Source organism: Allofrancisella heilbronnii, assembly GCF_000710735.2.
Taxonomy (GTDB): domain Bacteria; phylum Pseudomonadota; class Gammaproteobacteria; order Francisellales; family Francisellaceae; genus Francisella; species Francisella frigidaquae.
Genome location: NZ_CP144673.1, coordinates 957897 through 980823, shown reverse-complemented (window position 1 = coordinate 980823; position 22927 = coordinate 957897). Strand labels below are relative to the sequence as shown.

Below are 22927 nucleotides of genomic sequence, written 5' to 3'. Positions count from 1 at the left end.
ACTGATATAAATACAAGGGTTAAGATAAGTGTACAATAGTCTAGTAAAAGAAATGTTATCAAAGATATCAGTAGATGATGCTGAGATTTTACCTACTCAAGTAAAATATAATGTTAGTGATAACTTTTTAACAGTAGAAATTTACGTAAGTAAAGAAAAAACTTCTTTTAAAGTTTTTGGTGATGCTTACATAACAGCTATGGCAAAATGGTTACAGCTAAAATTGCAGGCTAATGAAAGTGTAAAAGTATCACTAGAAGATTTAATAGATATATTTGGGTTACCTGAAATAAAATATAGAAATGCTGTTCAGCTTATAGAATTAATAGAGAAATTAAATGAAAGATAAGCTCTATGATTTTTATATCTTGCATCAGCGTAAATATAAGGAAAGTTCTTTACTAGTTTCCATATTTACAAGTGAATTTGGTAAAATTTCTGGGGTCATAAGAACTAATAAAAAACAGCAAAATTTGTATCAACCATTAGTTAAACTTTGTGGACAGATAAGCCTAGCTAGGCGAGACTCTGGATTAAATAAGATTTATAACATAGAGTTTATAGAGTCTTTTTATAAAAAATCATACATTAATCTTTTAGCTTTACAGTATATAAATGAACTTATTTTTTTACTTTTAAGCTACTCTGATGAGGATGATACACTTTTTAAAAAATATGATTTTGTTATGAGTAATATGAGTGAGGATAATTATAAGTATTTATTGAGATTTTTTGAATTGGAACTTTTAGAGAGTTTAGGACAAGGTGTTTATGTTGAGCATGACCTTGACGGTTACAATATAGAGCCAGCTAAAAATTACAATATTTTATTTGCTGGATTTAGAGAGGCTGTGGTAGCTGGTGCTAACTCGGTTAAAGGATTAAGTCTCATGAAGATAAGGGAACCACTCTATAAGTGGACAGAACAAGATTTAAAGGTTATAGCTAGAGTTACAAGATTAAAGTTAGACAATATTTTGGTAGGTAAGCAGCTTCAAAGTAGGAAACTTTTATTAGATTATTTAAGTTTAAAGAGACGAGCTGTTATTTGTTGAAAATTTAGTTCTATAAGCTTTAATGAAAGATATGGTTGGTGGTATTAAAGAGACAACGACTATCAAAATTATAAATACGCCAAAGTATTTTCTTACAAAAGCATTATTGCTAAACCAGAAAGCTATATAGATGATGGAATACACCCAAATAAAAGCTCCTACTGCGCCTAATACTACAAATTTGATGTAACTCATCCTACTCATACCAGCAGTAAAAGGTAGTAAAGTTCTAATTAGTGGTGTAAATCTAGCAATAATTATTGCTCTACCTCCATATTTATTAAAGAAATTTTGGGCTTTAATAAGGTGAGTTGTTTTAAGTATTCTAGCGTCATCCTTAAAAATCCTTTTACCAATAAATCTACCCAAAAAGTAGTTACAAGAGTCTCCGCAAATAGCAGCTAAAACTAAAATAGGGGCAACTAGATGAACATTTAGTGTAGTGACAGCACCTGTTAAGCCAATTGCAAAAAGTAGTGAATCGCCCGGTAAAAATGGCGTAACTACTAATCCTGTTTCACAAAATATGACTATAAAGAGTAGTAGATAAGTCCAGTCGCCTAATATATTAATATAAGTACTTATAAATTGGTCTAAGTGTAAGATAATATGCAATAGTGCTGTTATAGTGTCCATCAATAAATTTTTCCAAATGATTTAGATTTATACATAAAATACTTGAAAATACAGTTTTCTATTTTTGTCTTTATTGATGATTTTAGTACTCTAAATTTTGATAATAGCTAGCTATTATCTGTAATCCATAGCACTAAACTCATACAAAAATACTTTGATATAAATCCCGCATTTTCAAGTATTTTATGTAAGATTATAAAAAAATAATTATCAAAGGTTAAGATCTTTTTGTTTTTATTTTATTAAGGATGTACTTGAATATCACTTGTCCTATGACTGCGACTATCACAAGAATAATTATTAAGCTTAAGTTTTCTTTTATAAACTTATTTTCACTGAAAAAATAAACAGTGTAAGTAATAGAAAAAGACCAGATAATAGCTGAAAGCGAGCCTAGAATAACAAACTTAGGATAATTCATCCTACTAATCCCTGCTACGAAAGGTGTTAATGTTCTTACAAAGGCAATAAAGCGTGAAAATATAATCGCTTTAGTTCCATTTTTTTCTAAAAACAATTTAGTTTTCTCTAAGTATGCTGATTTAAGTATAGGTGCATGTGGGCGGAACATCTTTTCACCTATAAATTTGCCTGTAATATAGTTACAGGAGTCACCTATTATAGCAGCTATGCATATTGTAAAAACAGCTACATGTATATTAATACTAGTAGCAGCTGCTGTTAAGCCAATTGTGAAAAGTAAAGAGTCTCCTGGAAAAAATATTCCTAAAACGATTCCAGTCTCACAGAATATAATTATAAAAAGTAGAATGTAAAACCACACTCCTAGAGTATCAACAAAATAGTTTATGTAGGAGTTAAAATGTATTATAAAATCAAACATCGACTTGCTCCGGTTTAATTTTAATAGATAAGGCATGGATATATGCCATTAAATCACCAATTGCTATATATACTTGTTTATGTGAGGATAATTTAGCTATAGAATTAAGTTTATTGGACTCTATTTCTATTAGTAAATGATACTTTTCTTTTGTGTAGCCTTTGTGCTTAATATGCTTATAAGTCTCATCTGTTAGTTTAATATTTGCTTTAGGATCAAGTTTAGATAATATACGTTGCTTTATTTGATCTACTAAAGTCGAAATGTCCATTTACAGAATCCTTGTTGGGGTAATTATTACATCAAGTTGTATGTCATGTCTATCTATGATGATATCATTATTTTGTTGTTCATCAAAGGCTATACCTATACTTAATGGGTAATTAAAGTTTTTTTTAAAATCTAAAGAATAGTCATAGAACCCGCCACCCATACCCATACGGTATTTTTGTTTGTTGAATCCTACTAATGGGATTATTATTATATCAAGTTCCCAAGGTGCTATAACTTTAGTTATTGAGTATATAGGCTCATTAATCTTATATTTATTTTTGTAGTATGATTTGGTGTCTTTTGCAAACCATAGTCCATGCTTAATGAAAGGATGTATTATCGGTAGGTAAACTTCGAAATAGTTATTTACAGTTTTTGTATTAACCTCATTTTTTAAGGAGAGAAAACTAGCAATTTTAGGAGTTGTAAAATTTTGGTTTATGTAATTAATAACCTTATTAGCAATATCTTCAGATAATAGATCTTTATTTGGAAGGTCATTACGAATTTGTAATAGTTGTTTTCGTATTTGTGACTTATTCATAAATAAATTAGCTATCCAGGTTACCGTTTTGGTCCAATGTGCTTGATCCCTGTGGTATCAAGTGGGTGTCATAGTTCCACCGTTGGGCTTCTTTGCTAATATCTAAAAGATACCAAAGCTTGCTCTCTAGGCGAAACACCAAAACTCCCTTTAGTAAAACTATCGGCTCAAGATTGTAACCAAATTACGAATAACCCAGACAGCTAAACTTATGTATCTATTATAAGATAAGTTGATTTTAGTGTGCAAGAGGATAAATGGTAAATATATGAAAATATTTAGAATATTTGAAACAAAAAGCTTATCTTATATGATAGTTTAGAGGATGTTAGGTTAAAACCTGCTTATTGGTTATGGATTTATTATATATAAGACCTAATACAGCTTTGCGGGAGTTTTCTCTTAAATTAATGACTGCTTGGACCGTTTAATAAAATGTATTTTTTATGATCCTATGTGTGAGAGTATTACCTAGATATCTGTTTTTATTATTAGTAAAACTATCATAAATTTACATGCTTTATCAAATACATCATATATAAGCCACCGTGCTTAAATTGTATAATTTTATCTATACAAGCTAAGAAACATACCAAGGGGACGCAATATGTATGATAGGCAAGTAGTAATTTCAATAGATGATACTGATGATTATAAGCTGTTACTTGAAAAATGGACTTATTCACATAAGCCAAACTGTCTTAATTTTGACGTTATACACTGGAAAGGCGGGAATGATTTTAGTAATGTTGATAGTTTAAAGAAAATAACAGCAAATTCTAGAATTTACATAGTTGGTCATTGTATGCCAGGAGCCAGCGTAATTTCTAAAACGCAAGATTTGACCGGCCTTTCGATTTCTTACAAAGACTTAGGTGATTTTTTGGTAAAGCATATCCCCTTTGATGTTGGAATGAGTAAGGTTAACCATCTTACGATATCATTAATCTGTTGTTATGCCGCTGTTAATAGTAAATATAAGCATGACTCATTGTTAGATGTGTTAAATATAAACGACAAAATACCTTCAACTGGGTCATTTGCTTTGAAATTCATAACACACCTTAAAAACAAGAATTTTTATGCTAAGGTTCTAGCCCGTTCTCACGCTTGCCTTGTATATAACCCTTACGACATTGACACCCGTGATATTGTAAGGGATTTAGGATATAAATTTCCAGGCAATGCAGGCAGAAAAGCCACTAAACACGACAGCAAAGTATATAACAGTAAAGATATCAGATATAAATATGTCTATTATTGGGATAACGATATTCTAAAAACAAAAGGCATTTATGGTAATGACAAGAAAAGTCACTATCGTGGTGATCTTGAACCAGCATTTAACGCAGGATTAATTATAAAAGATGTTATTAAGGAATTGGAGCGTTTATCTAGCATTACCAAAACCAAAGCAAAACAAGGTGTTCTTGCTCACGCTTCTAGACTTGTCACTGAAAGTGAAACGATACATGACGTATTATGGCAATTGAATCAATTAACTAATAACCCAGTAATTCTGGAAACTCGAAATTTTTGGACTTCAACTTCTGCGACAGAAAAAGCTTTACGCTTACTAATAAAGACCGTTAAAGAAAGTATGTGATTTGAGGTATTTGCTTGACTGCTCCAATAATATTTATAAAAACTTCTTTAAAATAGCCGTTATAGGCTTATTTCAAAATGATATCTATAACATGGCTACTTTCCTCTATGAAGTCTATAATTTTGTTTTTTTCTGTAGTAGTTATAAAAACTTGTGAATTTAGTTTATTTAGATAGGCAAACAATGTTTGAGTGTGATTATTGTCTAGTTCAGAAGTTATATCATCTATTAAATAGATACATTTGTTTTCATTTTCAAGGTTATGGATTTCTCCTTGAGCTAATTTTATAGCGCAAATAAGTAATTTTTGTTGTCCTCTTGAAAATATATCTTGTATAGGTTTGTTATTTATAGTCAAGACAATATCAGCCTTATGTGGACCATGATTAGTGATCTTATATTTATTGTCATAATCAAAAGATTCTGTTAAAACTTCCATTAGACTTTTATCACTATTCCAACCGCGATAATATTCTATACTTAATTGCAGGTCCGGGTTAAATTTGGTAAGTATTTCGTAGATTTTAGGTTTTAGTTTTGTAAAGTAACTTTCCCTTTTTAAATCAAGGATATTGCCGAATTCATTAAGTTTTTTATCTATACCTACTATGTAAGTATGAGGGTAGTTTTGTTTTAGAGCAGAGTTTCTTTGTTTAATAAGAAATTTAGTTTGCTGCCATATTTTTAAAAAAGTTTTATCAAGGTAAAAAGCCCCCCAATCAAGGATTTTGCACCTTTGTTGGGCTCCAGAATTGATCAGATTAAAAGCTTCAGGATTGATTAATTGTATAGGTAGATTTCTAGTAATTTCAGTATGGTTTTTTTGTATTTCCAAATTAAGCTTAGAAACACTATTGCCATTTTTCTTACGTGATAAAGCTATAGTTATTTCGTTAGGGTTATAGGCTTTAGCAAATATGATAAATTCATCAGCATCATGGTTGACTATTTTGTTAAGCTGAGAGCTACGAAACGATCTACTATGAGATAAAAAATATATAGCCTCAAGTATAGAAGTTTTTCCAGAGCCATTTTCACCAATAATAAAGTTGATACTAGAGTTAAAATCAAAACTTTTAGATTGTATATTTCTAAAGTTTTGAAGTTGTAAATTAGATATATACATTTTTAGATAAACTCTAAGCTAGTATTATAAATTTGTTGTTTTAGTATATCAGGATTTAATTTATAAATATTGCTTACAAGCTCAAAAATTTTAGGTATGTTTTGGGGCGTATTAGTACTTTGCTGCTCTGTATAAAGTTGCATATCTGGAGAGTCAGTTTCTAAAACAATATTTTTGGGGTCTATATTTTTTAAGGTTTGTTTTAGCTTTGAATGTGGGTGCGAAATAATACCACCTATGCCAAGTTTAAAACCAAGATCAGTATATATTTTAGCTATACTGGTGTTAGCATTAAAGGCATGAATTATACCTCCATTGGTAAAGTTAGTATCTTTTATAACCTTGATAATTTCATTATGAGATCTAACGGAGTGAATAATAACTTTTTTATTAAGATTTTTTGCAACATTAATTTGGCTTTTAAAAAACTTAACCTGCTTATTAAAGTTTTGTAGACGCTTGTCTAAACCAATTTCACCTATAAGTTTAGTTTTAGTATTTTGAGTATATTCTTCTAATTTTAAAATGTCAGAATCTTGATGCAACTCTATAAAAATAGGGTGTAAACCAAAACATATATGAATATTATTAAATTGCTTATTTATAGTTAGTAGTTTGTCCCAACTGGAGCTTTGAGTTGCTGGATTTATAAATTTTTTAACACCAAGTTTACCACACTCAAAAATCAAGTTTTGGCGGTTTTTATCAAAAACAGTAAAATCCAAATGGCAATGTGTATCGATAAACATAGTAGTTTTATTAAAATCTTATCTGGATTAAGATATAATACATCAAGTTATTTAAACGTTGTAGTTAAGCTAATTAGGTTTGGTGGGGTTTGATTTATGTGTTTTATTGCACTTCAGCAAGCTCAGGGTACCTAAGTTTAGTTGTAGAATAGAAATTTATTAAAGGTTTTATAATGAATAATAATAATGTTACAAAAAATTTTTTATTTGAATTGGGTACGGAAGAGCTACCACCAAAAGCTTTAAAAAATTTAGCTCAATCATTGCTAATAAGTGTTGAGGATCAGCTAAAAGAAGCAGAGATTGAATTTGCTCAAACTAAATGGTTTGCATCACCGCGACGTTTAGCATTTATAATAAATGATTTAGCAGAATCACAAAAGGATCTAACAGTTGAAAAACAAGGACCTTTAGTAAGTATCGCATATAAAAACAATCAGCCAACACCAGTTGGTTTAGGGTTTGCAAAATCTTGTGGAGTTGAGTTTGATCAATTACAAAAAATAGATACTCCAAAAGGTGAAAAGCTTTTTTATAAAAGCATCCAAAAAGGACAAAAAACGGTAGTTTTACTTCAAGAAATTATAACAAAAGCTCTAAAGCAGTTACCAATTCCAAAAATGATGCGTTGGGGTGCTTCTGAGGTTGAGTTTGTAAGACCTGTACATTGGGTTTTAGCTTTGTACGGTGATAATATCGTAGATATAGAGATTTTAGGTCATAAAGCCGCCAATATTACATATGGTCATAGATTCCATAATCCAGCTGCTATCATAATAACATCAATAGCTAGTTATGTAGATGCTTTAGAGGATGCTATGGTTATAGTAGAGTGGGATCAGCGTAGACAAAAGATTATAGAACAAGCTCAAAATCTAGCAAAACAGCATGGCTATAAAGTTGTCCTTGATAGTGATCTTGTTGATGAAGTCTGTGCTATAGTAGAATATCCAAATGCTATGCTATGTGGTTTTAATAAAGACTTTTTAAGGGTGCCACAAGAAGCATTAATTTCATCGATGCAAGAACACCAAAAATGCTTTGCACTTTTAGATAATCAAAATAAATTAATTGCTAACTTTATTACAATTTCAAACATTAGAAGCACTAAACCAGAACTTGTAACAACTGGTAATCAAAAGGTTATGAATGCTAGACTTGCAGATGCAGCATTTTTTTATGATACAGACCTTAAAAATTCTTTAGATAGTTTACTACCAAGGTTAGAGAATGTTACCTTTCACAATAAGCTTGGTAATATGTATCAAAAAGCGCAAAGAATAGCTAAAACTTCCAAAGAGCTAGCTAAGCTTAATGATATAGATATACAAGCGGCATATAGAGCTGGTTTGCTTGCTAAAGCAGATTTAATATCTGATATGGTTTTTGAGTTTACTGATTTGCAGGGTATTATTGGTAAATACTATGCTAAAGCGCATGGTGAACCTGATATTATAGCTAATGCTATAGAGCAACAATACTGGCCAAAGTATTCCGGGGCAGAGTTGCCAACAACTGCGGTGGCAAGCTGTGTAGCTTTAGCAGAGAAGTTAGATACTTTAGTAGGTATCTTCGGTATTGGACAAAAACCAACTGGTAATAAAGATCCTTTTGCACTACGCAGATCCGCAATAGGTATATTGCGTATTTTGCGAGATACAAATTTAGATATATCTCTAGATAAAGTTATAGATATTGCTTTAGATAGCTATAAAGAAGTGAATGATTTGTATTTAAATTCTAATACTAAAGAAGTAATGTCCTTTTGTTTAGACAGGTTAAAAAACCTTTATAAAGAAGAGGGTGTATCGATAGATATATTTGAGTCAATTAGTAGTACTGGTTATCAATCTATAAAAGACTTTGATAGACGTGTCAAAGCGGTTATAGAGTTTGGAGATTCTGAAAAATCACAAAGCTTGATTGCTTCAAATAAACGTGTTGCTAATTTACTAAGTAAAAACTCACAAGATGTTACTTCAAGTTACGATGTTGAGTTAGCTAAAACTGTAGATAATGATTATGAGCTAAACCTAGCTAACCAGATAGATAAAGTGGCTAGTAAAATAAAAGAGTTAGTATCTAAAAGAGAGTACTCACAAGCATTAGAATTATTAGCAACTCTGGATGAAACAATTAGTAAGTTTTTTGATAATGTAATGGTGATGGATGAAAATTTACAAATCAGAGTTAATAGAGTAGCTTTATTAAGTAAGCTACGTCTACTATTTACTAGCGTGGCGGATATTTCTAGGTTGCAGTAAAAATTCCTCAATCATTGATTTTTGAATCTATATTCATTTTATAAATAATAAACAATATTAAAATAGTAATACCAATAAAACCTAATTGTACAATAGGAGAGGCTAATATTAAATCTCTACCATGGTAATAGCTGACTATAAAACTACCTGATGCTGCTATCATATTTTTAATAAAGTTTGATATTGAGTTAGCCGTACCAAAATTATGATCCACTTGGTTTATAGAAAAAGAGTAAAGTATAGTGCAAATAAAAGCTACTGTAGCGCATAGTATAAACATTACTATAGTATAAATAAAAGCATTATCTATATTTAGGTAATTAAATATCGCTAGAGCTGTGCAACTAACCGCTAATACAGCAATACTATAATAAGTATATTTAATATCTTTGATTTTGTGAGAGTGTTTTTTTATCAAAAGGTTAGCAAGTATCGAAGCTATAGCACATATTCCATAATATATACAATATAAAATTGAACCAGTTGAATATTGTTCTAAGTATATAATTGCAGATGAAGATATATAAATTAATAAAGCCGCAAAAGTAGAGCCACCGGCTATAGTTGCTAACATAAAACCAGGATTTGTCAGATGTTGAAAATAGCTAGGAGCAATTTTTAAAATACTTATTTGCCTATTTTTGGGCTCAAGAGTTTCCTCTATAAGTAAAGCAGCTATTAATATAATTACCCCATAGAAAGTTAAAAAATAAAAAGTACTTTGCCAAGTGCCTGTAAGATTTGTAAATACAGTTCCAATGATAGGTGCTACAATTGGAGCTATCAGCATAATAATAACTATACTAGCTACCATATTTGTAAGTTTAGTGCCTTTATAGCAGTCTCTAGCTATAGAAAAAGCTATAACACCACCAACAGAGTCGGATAAGCCTTGTATAAACCTCAATGTTTCAAGCATTGTAAAGCTGGTACTATGAGAACATAGTAGTGTGCTTAAAATGTAAATAACACTACCAATAATTATAATTTTTTTACGGCCATATTTATCTGAGATAGCCCCCCAAAAAAGCATTCCAAATGAAAATCCGACAAAATAAGTAGCAAAAGTTGTTAGTACTTGGCTATCTGGGACACCGAAATCTTGAGCTATCAATGAAATAGCAGGAGCATAAGTATTGACAGCTAATGGAGGTAAAGCAGCAAAAAGTGCTAAGATTATAGGGAAAATTTTAGATTCACGTGTTATATATTTCATAATTATAAAATTTTTATATATTTTTATTTAATGTTGTTAAGTATATACTCTTTTAAATTTTTACCAACTATTTTGTAACGCCAACCATTAAGCAGTTTATTATTAATATTTTGGCTGTCTAATTTAAGGTTGTAAACTAACGAGCGAATGTCTTTTTTTGAAGCAATAATACTGCTGTCAAAATTAAAATCTGTAATCTGAGAGTTAAAAAAATCTACAATTTGTTCGATTAACTCGTTTGATAATTTACTCGTAGATTTTTTCTCAGTTATTAGATTCTGAATGCATTTATTTGAATTTATTGTGCTAATTATGCCTTTTTTAATCCAAGGTTTAAACTTTTTTAATTCTATATGCTCAAAATCATTTAGAGAGGTAGGAGATATATGAGCTATTAGATAGAGCAACTTATTATCAAATATATATCTTAATGGAATGTTTTTTTCTTGGGCAATCTTTTCACGCCATTGAGCTAATAATATAATATTTCTTTGAGTTTGTTCATTAAACTTTTGAATATTACCTATTCTATTATGAACATTTTCTCCAGAATTAAATTCCATAGTGGCTATCTGAGATAAATCTTCTAAAAACAGCTTATGGTAACCTACATCAGTGAGTTTCTTTTCTAGGAGTTGCGCTAGAGTTATAAGGTGTTTAACATCGTTTATGGCGTAAATTATTTGATTGTCAGAGAGAGGCCTTTTTCGCCAATCAGAAAATTGAGATTCTTTTTCCATTTCTATATCTAAGATTTCTTTAAGAAGGTTTTTCAAAGAGATCTGAGGTTGCAACCCCAAAAAACCTGCTGCTAGCTGAGTATCAAAAATATGGTTGATATTACACTCCAAAAAATTTCTAATAATAGGGACATCATTAGTGGCTGAATGAATAATTTTTTGTATATTCTTATTTTCAAAGATGGCTTTTAAAGCTGAAAAATCTAAATTTTCTAAGGTATCTATTAAAAAAATGTCATTTCCTGTAGCTATCTGGATTAAGCAAAGTTCGGGGTAATAAGTTCGCATCCAATAAAATTCAGTATCTACAGCTATTTGAGGATATTGGGATATCCTTGCAGTGGCCTTGTTAAGTTCATCTTGAGATTGAATCAGCATTAGTATTTAAACAATGTATTAAAAAACTTTAATATGCTAACATTTTTATATATTTATTAGTATTTAAAATAAGAAATTATCTATACAAATGATCCTTAGTGAAACAAAAAGCTTTGATTTGAAAAGTTTTTTAGCAAATTTAACAACACATTCTGGTGTTTATCGTATGCTTGATAAACATGGTGAGATTATTTATGTAGGTAAGGCAAAAAATCTTAAAAACCGTGTAAATAGTTATTTTTCAAAAGGTGCTAAAGATAGTAAGACTTTAATGATGGTTTCACAAATAGCAAAAATAGAGATAACTATAACACCAAGTGATTATGAAGCTTATTTATTAGAAAATAATCTAATCAAACAACACCGACCAAAGTATAATATTTTATTTAAAGATGATAAAAGCTATCCATATTTAGTTATTTCGAGAGATAAGTTCCCAAGGATAGCATTTTATAGAGGAAAATCTGCCTATAAAAAAGGACAATGTTTTGGACCATTTGTATCCATATCATCTGTGAAAAATACTCTTAATATTATTCAAAAAATTTTCCCAATTAGACAATGTGAGAATTCATATTATAAATCACGAGTTAGACCATGTTTACAGTATCAAATAAAGCATTGTCTTGGACCATGTGTAGGGTTAGTTTCCAAAGAGCAATATGATGAGCAGTTAGCTATCTTAAAAAAATTTTTAGCTGGTAGATTTAGTAGTGTTTTAGAGGAGATATCCCAAAAGATGCATCAAGCTTCTGAAAATATGCAATATGAGAAAGCACAAGTTTACAGAGATCAATTAGTAGTACTTAGAAAGTTACAACAGCAGCAAATAGTAGATATTCAGTTAGATAAAACTTTTGATGTGGTTGGGATATATTTACAAGATAATTACGCAAGTATAGCTTTATTGCAGATCCAAAATGGTGATGTGGTTGCAGATAAACATTGGAGTATAGACGCAAAAGGGCAAGATAAAACGTCTATTATGCATGCTTTTTTATCGCATTTTTACCTTGGTGATGAGATACGTAATATTTGGCCAAAGAATATAATTTTGTCTAAAGTTGATTTTAGTAAGATTCAGGATTTGTTAGTAAGTATTTCACAAAAAATTGGCCAATCTATAAATTGGATAATAGCCCCAGCAGCTGATAACTTAAAATGGTTAAAATTAGCAGAAGTAAATGCTAGACAAAAGCTAAATATTTATACTACATCAAAAACACAGTATCAAAAGAGACTAGCTTCTTTAAAAGAATTTTTAGAGCTAGATAAAGATATTAAGCGTATAGAATGTTTTGATATTTCGCATTTTCAAGGCGAAGCAACTGTAGCATCTTGTGTAGTATATACAGATGATGGTGAAGATCGTAAGTCACATCGTCGATACAATATTAAAGATATTAAAGCAGGTGATGACTATGCAGCAATCTACCAAGTGGTATATCGACGTGTAAATTCAGGATTGGAAGCAAACAACCTCCCAGATATTATGATAATAGATGGTGGTAAAGGGCAAATACATCAAGCTGAAAAGATCATCGAAGAATTTGGTTTACAAGATAAAATTCAACTAGTAAGTTTAGGTAAGGGTGTAGAGCGTATAAGTGGTAAAGAAAAAATCTATAAAGGTTTTGATGATACAGAATACATTTTGGGTGAACATAATTTAGGATTTTTATTATTGCGTCAGATACGAGATTCTGCTCATGATCATGCTATAAAAGGCCAACGTAAAAAGATTACTTCTAATAAGCAATCATCGATTATTGAGGAAATAGAAGGCGTAGGACCAAAACGTCGTAAAGCTTTAATAATGCACTTTGGTGGCTGGCAAGAGCTAAGCAAAGCTTCTGTAGATGAGATAGTAAAAGTGAAAGGAATAAGTAAAAAATTAGCTCAAGAAATTTGGGAGAGTTTTCATTAAACAGAGCTTTAAGATTTTAATTTTAAAAACAAAAATAAGGTAGATTTGTTATACTGACACCTAAAGTTAGAATTTTTAGGTTAAAGGTTAGATTGATGACATTAATAATAGAATTAGCTTTATTTACTATTGTTTTGGGCATGGTGCTTCTTTTTTTGTGTGGTAAGAAAGCTAAAGAAGTTAAAAATATCAAACAAGTTTTTGAGGAGTATAAAAATTCGGCACAATCCCAGATATTAGCTTTACAAAGTGAGAAATCAACGTTTGATATTTTGTTATCTACTGAAAGACAAAAAAATACTGAGCTAAAGGAAGATAGCGTTCAAAGGTTTGAAGAACTAAAACAAGATTTAAGAGCAGAAAGAATTAAGGTTGATAAATATATTGAAGAGATAAAAGAGTATAAATCGCAAATTTCAATGTTACAAACTCAGTTAAAGGAAAAACTAGAGCAATTACAAAACAATGAGGTAAAACTAAAAACTGAATTTGAGAATTTGGCAAATAGGATATTTGAAGATAATTCTAAAAAGCTAAATGAACGTAATCATGAAAGCCTAAATAACGTTTTAAACCCTGTAAGAGAACAGTTAAAAGATTTTAAACAAAAAGTAGAAGACGTTTACGATAAAGAATCTAACGCTAGAAGTGCATTACAAAATGAGCTAAAAACTCTCAAAGAACTAAATCAAAAGATGACTGTAGAAGCTCATAACCTTACAAATGCTCTAAGAAGTAGCACTAAGCAACAAGGTATCTGGGGTGAGATGGTACTTGAGAATGTCCTTGAAAAATCTGGTCTTAGAGAAGGGTTTGAATACTTTAGAGAAAAGCACACAATTGATCATGAGGGTAAAGCTTTTCGCCCTGATGTAGTTGTGAAACTACCTGATGATAGAGATATTATAATCGATGCAAAAACTTCATTAGTTGCTTATAATGACTATATAGCTGTTGATGATGAATATAAACAAGCACAATTAAAAGCTCATATAAAATCCATAAAAGACCATATAAAAGGTTTAGCTGATAAAAAATATGAAAATCTTAAAGGTATAAATTCATTAGACTTTATATTTATGTTTATCCCGATAGAAGGAGCTTTACTTTTAGCTTTAGATAATGATGTAAATTTATATGATGAAGCATTCAAGCAGAAGATAATTTTAGTAAGCCCAACTACTTTATTAGTAGCTTTACGAGCAGTTGAAAATACTTGGCGATATGAAAAACAAGCTCAGAGCATCGCTGATGTATACAGCAGAGCAGAAGAGTTATATAAAAAGTTTGTAGGTTTTATTGAAGATTTAGAGAAAGTAGGTAAGTCTATAAATGATGCTAATAAATCTTATGAAAATGCTTTTACTAAACTAAAAACTGGACGCGGTAATTTAATTGGTCAAGTTGAAAAACTTAAGCAAGTTTCAAGTATAAAACCTAAAAAAGAAATTGATAAAAATTTAATAGAGAATGCTGTAGTTGATTTTGAGTAAATCTGTTAGTTTTCAGCCAGAGCCTCTATAAGCCATTGATAGTGTAATGACCTTCTATGGGGTGATGGGATTTTTTTATCTTTGATAATATTAATATTATAAGATTATTTCTACACACTTTTATACCTAGTAGGCCATATTAGTAAAAGCGCTCCTTTATGATTTTGAATATTGTTACAAAAACTATACTAATTCCAATAACCAAAAATATCAAAGACATACCAATTTTTAACCAAATTGTTTCAAAATCATTAAGATAAATTTCTGATTCTAAAGTAGCTTGAGTATCTTTAGGAAGCTCTTTAACAATAACACCGCTAGGATCAATGATGGCGGTTATACCATTACTAGTAGTAGCTAATACATATTTGGAAGTTTCTATTGCTCTAACTTGAGATATTTGTAGTTGTTGGTCACGAGCTATAGAGTCACCAAACCATGAGTCATCACTTATTACGGATATAAGTCTAGCACCTTGTAATTGGTCACGAATTTGTTCAGGGTAACCGATTTCATAGCAGATAAAGTTAGCCAAAGGATAGTCAAAAGCTTGCATTACAGGTTGAATCCTTGTACCAGCATTAAAATTGCTAAGACCAACACTATCTATGTAACCAAAAAACTTAATCGGAAAATATTCTCCAAATGGTACTAGGTGGTGTTTATTGTATATACCTTTACCTTTACCTAATATTGTAGAACTATTATAGATTTTTGAGTTTTCAATACTGAGTGAGCCTACTAATATAGCATTATTATTTTGGTTTGCTATTTTTGTTAATTCCTCAAAGTATAAGTGTTGATATTGACGATAATCAGGCAGGGCATTTTCTGCTAATATAATTAATGAATTTTGATATTTACTTGCCATGCTTTTATAGTAAGCTTGCATTTTAATAAAGTTATCCTGGTTCCACTTAAATCCCTGGATGAAATCGCCTTGAACTAAGACTACTTTTTGGACTTTATTAGTTTGAGTGCTAGGTTGGTTTTTAGAAATAACATAACCACCTATGTATATTAAAGTTACTGTAGTAATAATAAGACTAGTTTTTCTTATATTTTTAGCTTTGTTAAATAGGTATAAAACTATAAGTGCTGAAATTAAAGCAAGAATATATGTAACAAAGTACACACCGCCAACGTTAGCATACCATATTAAAGATGATTCTGTTTGTGAGTAACCAAGAGATACCCAAGGAAAACCTCCCCATAGTAAGTTAGCTTTTACTATTTCAAATAATGTCCATAAAGCTGGATATATTAATAGTTTTATAAAGTTGTTAGATTTTTTTGTTAAAAGATAGCTACCTATGCCAAATGGAATAGTATGTAAAAAACTTAACAAAATAACCAAAGCTATAGCTGCAACTATGCCAGCTACTGCTGAATCTGTAAATAAATGTATACTTATATAAACCCAGGAAATACTTGTGCCAAAAAAACCGATACCAAAAAAAGCTGATATCAAAAAGCTGCTCTTGAGTTTAGAACATTTATTCAATAAGTAGAAGAAAATACATAATGCTACTATCGCAATAATATCTATGCGAAAAGGAGCAAACGCAAGAGTAAGTAGGCTACCGCTTAAGGTAGCTAATATTAAGTTAAGGATAGTTTTTTTCATTATTTTTTAGATTTTTCTACTAGAATTTTTATTATTTTACGGTTATCAGCTTCTTGTATAGTAAATCTGAAGTCTTCAACAACTATGCTTTCGCCTTTTTTGGGAAGGTATTCAAGAGTTTGGATGATCATCCCAGCAATAGTATCAAAGTCGTTCTCATCATCTATAGATGTATTGAAATACTCATTAAAATCCTCAATTGCAGTGGTAGCTTCAACTAAGAACGAATTGTCTGCTATTTTAGTTATATTTTCATTGATAGTATCAAACTCATCCTCAATATCACCAACTATTTCTTCTAAAATATCTTCTATAGTTATCAACCCTGAGATTGCTCCGTATTCATCAACAACTATAGCTATATGATTTTGACTATTTTTAAAATCTTTTAACATAGAATTAAGTTTTTTTGTTTCAGGAATGAAAATAGCGGGTCGAAGTATATTTTTTATATCCTCAGATTCAAGATGAGTTTTTGTATATCCTTGTATCTCAACATCAAAAATTAGTTTTAATAAGTCTTTAGCATGTAATACGCCTAATACCTCTGTTTTATTTTCGCAATAAACAGGCAAACGTGTATGGCTTGAGAGGATAGTCTTTTCTAAAATCTCATTTATACTCATAGACATATCTACCGCCACTATTTTAGTATGAGATACCATGATATCTCCCACATCAAGAGAAGATATCTTTATAGCGCCTAGTAGCATGTTTTGTGAGGTTTTATCTATAACTTCATTATTTGTGGCTTTAGTAATCGCACTAATTAGATCTTCTTCATCTTTGATGCTAAAAATACTAGAGGTAAGTTTTTTGATGAAATGACTTTTATCTTTTTTAAGTTGATCGTGACTATTATTATCCGTCATGTTTACTCTCTTGTAAGATATGGGTTAAGTATACTTAGTTTAGCTAATAGTTCAATTTCTAAATTTTCCATTGTGTTAGCATCGGTGTCAGTTTGATGATCGTATCCTAGTAAATGTAATAAACCATGAATAAAAATGTGACACCAGTGATCTTCTAAATTTTTGTGTTGCTCTATAGCTTCTTTTTCTAATACATTTGGAGCTATAACAATGTCTCCTAGAAAATCTTCTATAATACCATCTGGTAGCCCTTGGGGTTTCTCAAATTCAAATGATATTATATTTGTTGGTTTATCTTTATTACGAAATTGCTTATTTATATTTTTTATTTCATCATCTGAGACAACGTTTAGATTAACGCTAGCAGCTTTGACATTATGACGTTGTGCAACAAGCTCAAAGCAGTTTAATAAGACCTGCTCATTTGGTATGGGGTATTCATCATCATTAATAATATTTAGATCTAAATTACCCATGGTTTGTATTCTCTTCATGCTTATCATAGGCGTTGACAATTTTTTGTACTATTTGATGTCTAACTATATCAACAGATTTTAAGTAGCTAATAGCGATACCGTCTATATCTGTAAGGATTGAAAGAGCATGTTTTAAACCTGAAGTAACACTTTTTGGTAAATCTATTTGTGTAATATCTCCTGTAATTACAGCAGTAGTATTAAAGCCTATTCTAGTTAAAAACATTTTCATTTGTTCTTTGGTAGTGTTTTGACTTTCATCTAACACTATAAAAGAATCATTAATAGTTCGTCCACGCATATAGGCTAAAGGAGCTATTTCAATAGCTTGTTTCTCGATAAGTTTAGTAACTTTCTCGACGCCCATAAAGTCAAATAAGGCGTCATACATCGGACGTAAGTAAGGATCTATTTTTTGAGCTAAATCGCCAGGAAGAAACCCTAGTTTCTCACCAGCTTCTACAGCTGGACGGACTAGCACTATTCTTCGTACTTCACCACGCTCATAAGCAGCAACTGCACATGCTATAGCTAAATAAGTTTTACCTGTACCAGCAGGACCTACTCCAAACGTTATAAAGTTGGTTTTAATATTATCTAGGTATGTAGCTTGGTTAGAAGTTCTAGCTTTTAGTTTTTTACTTCTAAGTTGCACTTCGGCTTCATCAGAAGGCCTTTTTGCCTTAACTTGAGAAATTTTTTCTTTAGCTGTAGCATTTAAGATAGTAGTTATTTGCTCTAAATCTAACTCTGTATTTCCAGATAAGATTTCTGCATAGCATGATTTGATAAATCTTTTAGCTTGAGTATTATTTGCACTAGATTCACTAGAAATCTCAAATTCATCAGCACGGTGTTTTATTTCAACGTGAAAATAGTTTTCAATAGCACGGATATTTTCATCAAGGTTGCCACAAAGTAGCATCATGGAATCATAGTTGTATGGTTCTAAAACAAACTGAGTTTTATTCATATGTTAGATAAGTTCTCCTCTAAGAGAGTGTGGTAAGCTTTCTGTTATTTTAACTTCAGTAAACTGACCAATCAAAGACTTATCACCTTTAAAATTAACGATTCTGTTATTCTCTGTTCTACCAGATAATACGTTATCATCTTTTTTAGACGTTCCTTCTACTAGTATACGCTGCTTAGTTCCTACCATTTGTCTAGAGATGATTTGGGCATTACTATCTAGTAGATCTTGTAACCTTTTAAGTCTATCTTTTTTGACTTCTATAGGTGTATCATCTAGTAAATCAGCAGCAGGAGTACCTGGGCGTTTACTATATATAAAGCTAAATGACTGGTCAAAGTGAACATCTTTAACAAGATTTAATAGCTTTTGAAAATCTTCTTCTGTTTCACCTGGAAAGCCAACTATAAAGTCAGATGATATCGTAATATCTGGACGTATAGCACGTAGTTTTCTGATTTTTTGTTTAAACTCTAAGATAGTGTGGTTTCTTTTCATATTTATAAGAATTCTATCAGAGCCATGTTGAACTGGTAAATGTAAATGATTTGCTAGCTTTGGTACAGTTGCATAAGCATCTATTAAGTTTTGAGAAAACTCAACTGGATGAGATGTTGTGAATCTAATTCTTTCAATACCATCAATTTCAGCTATAAAGTGTATAAGTAAAGCAAGATCTGCTACCTGACCATTCTCCATTGGACCTAAGTAGTGATTAACATTTTGCCCAAGTAAAGTGATCTCTTTAACTCCTTGTTCAGCTAAAATAGCACACTCTGCTAGTACATCTTCAAATGGTCTATTTACTTCAGGACCACGTGTGTATGGAACTACACAATAAGAACAATATTTATCACAACCTTCCATGATAGACACGAAAGCTTTAGCTCCCTCGGCTTTTGGTTCAGGAAGATAATCAAATTTTTCAACTTCTGGAAAAGATATATCAACCTGTGATTGCTGAGTTTGATTTTTTTGTTTGATCATCTCAGGTAATCTATGGATAGTTTGAGGGCCAAATACTAAATCCACAAATGGAGCTCTTTTAATAATATTTTCACCTTCTTGAGATGCAACACAACCACCGACACCTATGACTAGATCTTCTTTTGTTTTTTTAAGGTTTTTCCATCTACCAAGTTCATGGAAAACTTTTTCTTGAGCCTTTTCTCTAATAGAGCAAGTATTAATTAATATAATGTCAGCATCTTTATAATCTTCTGTTTTAACTGTATTAAAATGCTCATTTAGAACTTCATGCATTCTAGATGAGTCATACTCATTCATTTGGCAACCCAAAGTTTTAATAAAAACTTTTTTTACTTCTTTCATTTAATAAAAACCTTTAAATGTTATTTTATTTTTATAGTTTGAAATTCTGGATCTAGTTTGGAATTATATAATAACTACCATTTAGAACTTGATTCAGAAACTTATCAATTTATTAACAACTCAACAAGCTTATCGAGAGTTTTTTATAATAAAATTCATCGAAATTCTAACATAAAAAATATTCAAAAGCACTTTCATTATCTAAATTGGTAATGCAAAATACTAAGAGTTTTAGTTAGATCCTTTTAAATATCAATGAAACAAAACCTGTTCGCAGAAGATAGTATTTGGCAGTATTGCATTGAGCATACTAGTAATTTATCTGATAATTTGAAGCAGCTTGTATCCTCTACCAAAGAAAATGTCCATGGTGCTCAGATGCTATCTGAAAAAATTGTTACAAAGCTTTTACAGTTTTTTGTATTTAGTACCCAAGCTAAAATATGTGTTGATGTTGGTACATTTACAGGTATGTCAGCAATAGCAATGGCTGAAATGTCTCCAGATTTAAAGGTTTATACTATTGATAAACCAAACCAAGCTGGTGAGAAAGTAGCTAAAAAGTTTATTGCTAAATATCCAAATATTGAATACTTAGAAGGAGATGCTAGTGAAATATTGTCAAGTATGCCAAATTGTATTGATGTTGCATTTATAGATGCAGATAAAAAGCAAACTCAAAAGTATTTTGATATTTTAATAGATAAGCTTTCTGATAAAGGGATCATAATTGTAGATGATATTTTATGGCGGGCAGAAGTTTTAGATCCACAAGATAAAAGAGCAAAAGCTTTAGATGATTTTAATAAGTATGTGAATCAACGAAGAGATATTGAGACATTAGTTTTGCCTATTCGTCATGGAATTAATATAATAAGAAAGGTTTAGAATGTAGGAAAAGACTAATGGCAAAATTATATTTTAGATATTCATCTATGGATGCAGGTAAGACGTTAGATCTACTAAAAGTCGCTTATAATTATGAAGATAGAGGTAGGCATCCTCTTGTTTTAACGTCTGCTATAGATAAAAGAGCTGGTCTTAATAAGGTTAAATCTCGTATTGGTATAGATCAAGATGCGTATTCTCTTACAGATAAAGATAATATTTTTGAGTTTGTAAAACAGTATAATTTAAAAACAAAAACTGATTGTATATTAATAGATGAAATACATTTTTTTACAGTTAAACAAGTATGGCAATTATCGGAAATCGTAGATGATTTACAGATTCCTGTAATTTGTTATGGTTTGCGTACCAATTATTTAGGACAACCTTTCGAAACAGCAGCTTTACTTTTGTCTATAGCTGATACCTTAGAGGAAGTTAAGACAATTTGTCATTGTGGTAAAAAGGCAAGCTTTAATATGATAGTTCAAAATGGTAAAGTATTAAAACATGGTAACCCAATAGTTATTGATGATGATTCTCTAAAAGAAATTGATACCAAATATTTTTCTGTATGTAGAAAGCATTGGAAAGAGGGCGTTTACGAATAGAAGTCTTAAACCTAGAGTGTAATAGCTTAGACTTAATCTGGCAAACACAAGCGTAAAGGTTTTTGATAATACTATCCACTAAATTACGCTTATAGATTTTTTGTTGCATTTCTTGCTATAGCTAACAATCTTATCTTGTTTTTTGCATTAGGCTCCTTTCTAAATGGTATTAAAGTCATCTAATGATCTTTTTGACGTTCTTTTATTGATTATAGCCTTCTCTAACAAGTATTCGTATATCTTAATGTTTTCTTCCTTCATATCTGGATGGCTTTGCATGCCAAGAAAATTTTTATATATGAAAGACTCAATAGCTGTCTCATAACCTACTTTTATTCTACTTGGGTTTGTAATATCCACTTTTTCAAAGCTTTCAACCCCATGATTATTAAAAAACTTATTTAATCCATAAATTTTTGTAGCTTTTTTACTATGTAATGGGTGCAAGGCTAAAATTTTTACCTCTTGTCTTAGGAAAGGCGATGGATACATTCCCCAGGAATGATCATAATTGATATGATACTCTAGTTTTTCTGTATGTGACAAGGTATGCCATGAATCCATAATATATTCTTCTACATCCCAACTATCAAACGATTCACCTACTTTAACTTTTCCATCAAAACAAGATATTTTATTCTGTATTCCATCTTTTTCTGTAAGATAAACACCATTGCTATATTTTTTAGTAAGATCCATGTCACGTATTGCCCCCCCTAAATAACACCAAATCATTTGGGCCCCGTTACATGATCCTAAGACAGAAATTCCTAATTCCTCTGCACACCGTAACAATAAAAAAACAAAAAAATTATAAGAGAGGTTTTCATTAGATAAATAACTTTCTTTAATAGTGTTTGTATGTATAGCTAAGAAGTCTCTATGAACGCCAATTTTATCACCTCCTGTTTGATCAATAACAATGACATCAATATTTAATAGTGCTTGTTTCATTTTTTGGTACACTTTAATTTCAGGCAGAAAAGAATACAGCCAGCCACGGGTCTTTTTTTGTCTCTTTAACTGCAGTTTAAGTATATTAATATTATCATGAAAAAAATCGATAATAGAGCCAAAAGTCTCTTTATAAATCGCAGCATCAAGGTTTTCAAGACCCTCAGCTGTTTGCTTTCCTGAAAAAATAAAACTAGAATTTTTTGAGTGGACTAAATCATAAAAAGGACAACAAGTGATGTGTTGTATTTTTTTTCCTAGAAAACGATCTGGAAAAGAATTGCAATGATACGATATGCAGCCAAAACTTGGATTGTTTCCAATGTGTAATACTTTCATTTTA

General features: G+C 30.6%; 22 protein-coding genes and 1 other RNA gene. 8 read left to right on the top strand and 15 right to left on the bottom strand.

Annotated features, from left to right (window positions below; genetic code table 11):
- Positions 1-28 precede the first annotated feature (28 nt).
- Entirely contained in the window at positions 29-349 is a 321-nt protein-coding gene (locus tag FRA_RS04535; protein ID WP_035719330.1) for a hypothetical protein, read from the top strand.
- Positions 339-1055: a DNA repair protein RecO gene (gene recO / locus FRA_RS04530; protein WP_035719328.1), complete on the top strand. Its 717-nt coding sequence runs from the start codon at positions 339-341 to the stop codon at positions 1053-1055. The genes FRA_RS04535 and recO overlap by 11 nt, the downstream gene beginning before the upstream one ends.
- Here the strand turns inward: recO and FRA_RS04525 are convergent.
- The 5 genes from FRA_RS04525 to ssrS form a co-directional block, all read right to left on the bottom strand.
- Positions 1029-1691: a VTT domain-containing protein gene (locus tag FRA_RS04525; RefSeq protein WP_035719325.1), complete on the bottom strand. Its 663-nt coding sequence runs from the start codon at positions 1689-1691 to the stop codon at positions 1029-1031. The two genes, recO and FRA_RS04525, sit on opposite strands and share 27 nt — an antisense overlap.
- 217 nt (positions 1692-1908) lie before the next feature.
- Entirely contained in the window at positions 1909-2535 is a 627-nt protein-coding gene (locus tag FRA_RS04520; RefSeq protein WP_035719323.1) for a VTT domain-containing protein, read from the bottom strand.
- Positions 2528-2806, bottom strand: coding sequence for a BolA family protein (locus FRA_RS04515; protein ID WP_035719321.1), 279 nt, complete (start codon positions 2804-2806; stop codon positions 2528-2530). The genes FRA_RS04520 and FRA_RS04515 overlap by 8 nt, the downstream gene beginning before the upstream one ends.
- Positions 2807-3352: a 5-formyltetrahydrofolate cyclo-ligase gene (locus tag FRA_RS04510; protein ID WP_035719318.1), complete on the bottom strand. Its 546-nt coding sequence runs from the start codon at positions 3350-3352 to the stop codon at positions 2807-2809. It lies immediately after the preceding gene.
- A gap of 8 nt (positions 3353-3360) precedes the next feature.
- Positions 3361-3557: non-coding RNA, 6S RNA (gene ssrS / locus FRA_RS04505), on the bottom strand.
- Between the two features lie 402 nt (positions 3558-3959).
- Here ssrS and FRA_RS04500 point away from each other — a divergent pair.
- Positions 3960-4958 (top strand): hypothetical protein, encoded by a 999-nt coding sequence (locus tag FRA_RS04500; protein WP_035719316.1) that lies wholly within the window; start codon positions 3960-3962, stop codon positions 4956-4958.
- A 67-nt stretch (positions 4959-5025) separates the two neighbouring features.
- On the opposite strand, the gene recF is transcribed toward FRA_RS04500, so the two are convergent.
- Both recF and FRA_RS04490 read right to left on the bottom strand, forming a co-directional pair.
- On the bottom strand, positions 5026-6084 hold the full coding sequence (recF, locus tag FRA_RS04495) for a DNA replication/repair protein RecF (protein ID WP_035719314.1): 1059 nt from the start codon (positions 6082-6084) through the stop codon (positions 5026-5028).
- Between the two features lie 2 nt (positions 6085-6086).
- Positions 6087-6833 carry a TatD family hydrolase gene (locus FRA_RS04490; RefSeq protein WP_035719309.1) on the bottom strand — a complete coding sequence of 249 codons (747 nt, stop codon included), beginning with the start codon at positions 6831-6833 and terminating at the stop codon, positions 6087-6089.
- Between the two features lie 173 nt (positions 6834-7006).
- Between FRA_RS04490 and glyS the strand changes: the two genes are divergently transcribed.
- Positions 7007-9097 (top strand): glycine--tRNA ligase subunit beta, encoded by a 2091-nt coding sequence (gene glyS / locus FRA_RS04485; protein ID WP_035719307.1) that lies wholly within the window; start codon positions 7007-7009, stop codon positions 9095-9097.
- Positions 9098-9104: 7 nt separating this feature from the next.
- On the opposite strand, the gene FRA_RS04480 is transcribed toward glyS, so the two are convergent.
- Together FRA_RS04480 and FRA_RS04475 are read right to left on the bottom strand one after the other, a co-directional pair.
- Positions 9105-10313, bottom strand: a complete 1209-nt coding sequence (locus tag FRA_RS04480) for a multidrug effflux MFS transporter (RefSeq protein ID WP_035719305.1) — start codon at positions 10311-10313, stop codon at positions 9105-9107.
- A gap of 23 nt (positions 10314-10336) precedes the next feature.
- On the bottom strand, positions 10337-11431 hold the full coding sequence (locus FRA_RS04475; RefSeq protein WP_035719302.1) for a ribonuclease D: 1095 nt from the start codon (positions 11429-11431) through the stop codon (positions 10337-10339).
- Between the two features lie 88 nt (positions 11432-11519).
- On the opposite strand from FRA_RS04475, the gene uvrC reads away from it, so the two are divergent.
- Both uvrC and FRA_RS04465 read left to right on the top strand, forming a co-directional pair.
- Complete coding sequence (uvrC, locus tag FRA_RS04470) at positions 11520-13358, top strand: excinuclease ABC subunit UvrC (RefSeq protein WP_035719300.1); 1839 nt, start codon at positions 11520-11522, stop codon at positions 13356-13358.
- 95 nt (positions 13359-13453) lie between these two features.
- Positions 13454-14851 (top strand): DNA recombination protein RmuC, encoded by a 1398-nt coding sequence (locus tag FRA_RS04465; protein ID WP_035719297.1) that lies wholly within the window; start codon positions 13454-13456, stop codon positions 14849-14851.
- 139 nt (positions 14852-14990) lie between these two features.
- Here the strand turns inward: FRA_RS04465 and lnt are convergent, their stop codons facing one another.
- Genes lnt through miaB form a run of 5 tightly spaced genes read right to left on the bottom strand, consistent with a single transcriptional unit; the run spans position 14991 to position 20131 of the window.
- Positions 14991-16478: an apolipoprotein N-acyltransferase gene (gene lnt / locus FRA_RS04460; RefSeq protein WP_035719295.1), complete on the bottom strand. Its 1488-nt coding sequence runs from the start codon at positions 16476-16478 to the stop codon at positions 14991-14993.
- The gene (locus FRA_RS04455) at positions 16478-17350 is read right to left on the bottom strand and encodes an HlyC/CorC family transporter (protein ID WP_051686755.1); all 873 of its coding nucleotides are present in this window, start codon (positions 17348-17350) and stop codon (positions 16478-16480) included. Before FRA_RS04455 ends, lnt begins: the two co-directional genes overlap by 1 nt.
- A gap of 2 nt (positions 17351-17352) precedes the next feature.
- Positions 17353-17826 carry an rRNA maturation RNase YbeY gene (gene ybeY / locus FRA_RS04450; protein ID WP_035719292.1) on the bottom strand — a complete coding sequence of 158 codons (474 nt, stop codon included), beginning with the start codon at positions 17824-17826 and terminating at the stop codon, positions 17353-17355.
- Positions 17819-18799, bottom strand: coding sequence for a PhoH family protein (locus FRA_RS04445; RefSeq protein ID WP_035719290.1), 981 nt, complete (start codon positions 18797-18799; stop codon positions 17819-17821). Before FRA_RS04445 ends, ybeY begins: the two co-directional genes overlap by 8 nt.
- Before the next feature lie 3 nt (positions 18800-18802).
- Entirely contained in the window at positions 18803-20131 is a 1329-nt protein-coding gene (miaB, locus tag FRA_RS04440; protein ID WP_035719289.1) for a tRNA (N6-isopentenyl adenosine(37)-C2)-methylthiotransferase MiaB, read from the bottom strand.
- Positions 20132-20386: 255 nt separating this feature from the next.
- Between miaB and FRA_RS04435 the strand changes: the two genes are divergently transcribed.
- Complete coding sequence (locus FRA_RS04435) at positions 20387-21019, top strand: O-methyltransferase (RefSeq protein WP_035719288.1); 633 nt, start codon at positions 20387-20389, stop codon at positions 21017-21019.
- Positions 21020-21036: 17 nt separating this feature from the next.
- Positions 21037-21630: a thymidine kinase gene (locus FRA_RS04430; RefSeq protein WP_035719286.1), complete on the top strand. Its 594-nt coding sequence runs from the start codon at positions 21037-21039 to the stop codon at positions 21628-21630.
- A 159-nt stretch (positions 21631-21789) separates the two neighbouring features.
- Here the strand turns inward: FRA_RS04430 and FRA_RS04425 are convergent, their stop codons facing one another.
- Positions 21790-22923: a hypothetical protein gene (locus FRA_RS04425; protein WP_035719283.1), complete on the bottom strand. Its 1134-nt coding sequence runs from the start codon at positions 22921-22923 to the stop codon at positions 21790-21792.
- Positions 22924-22927: the final 4 nt, after the last annotated feature.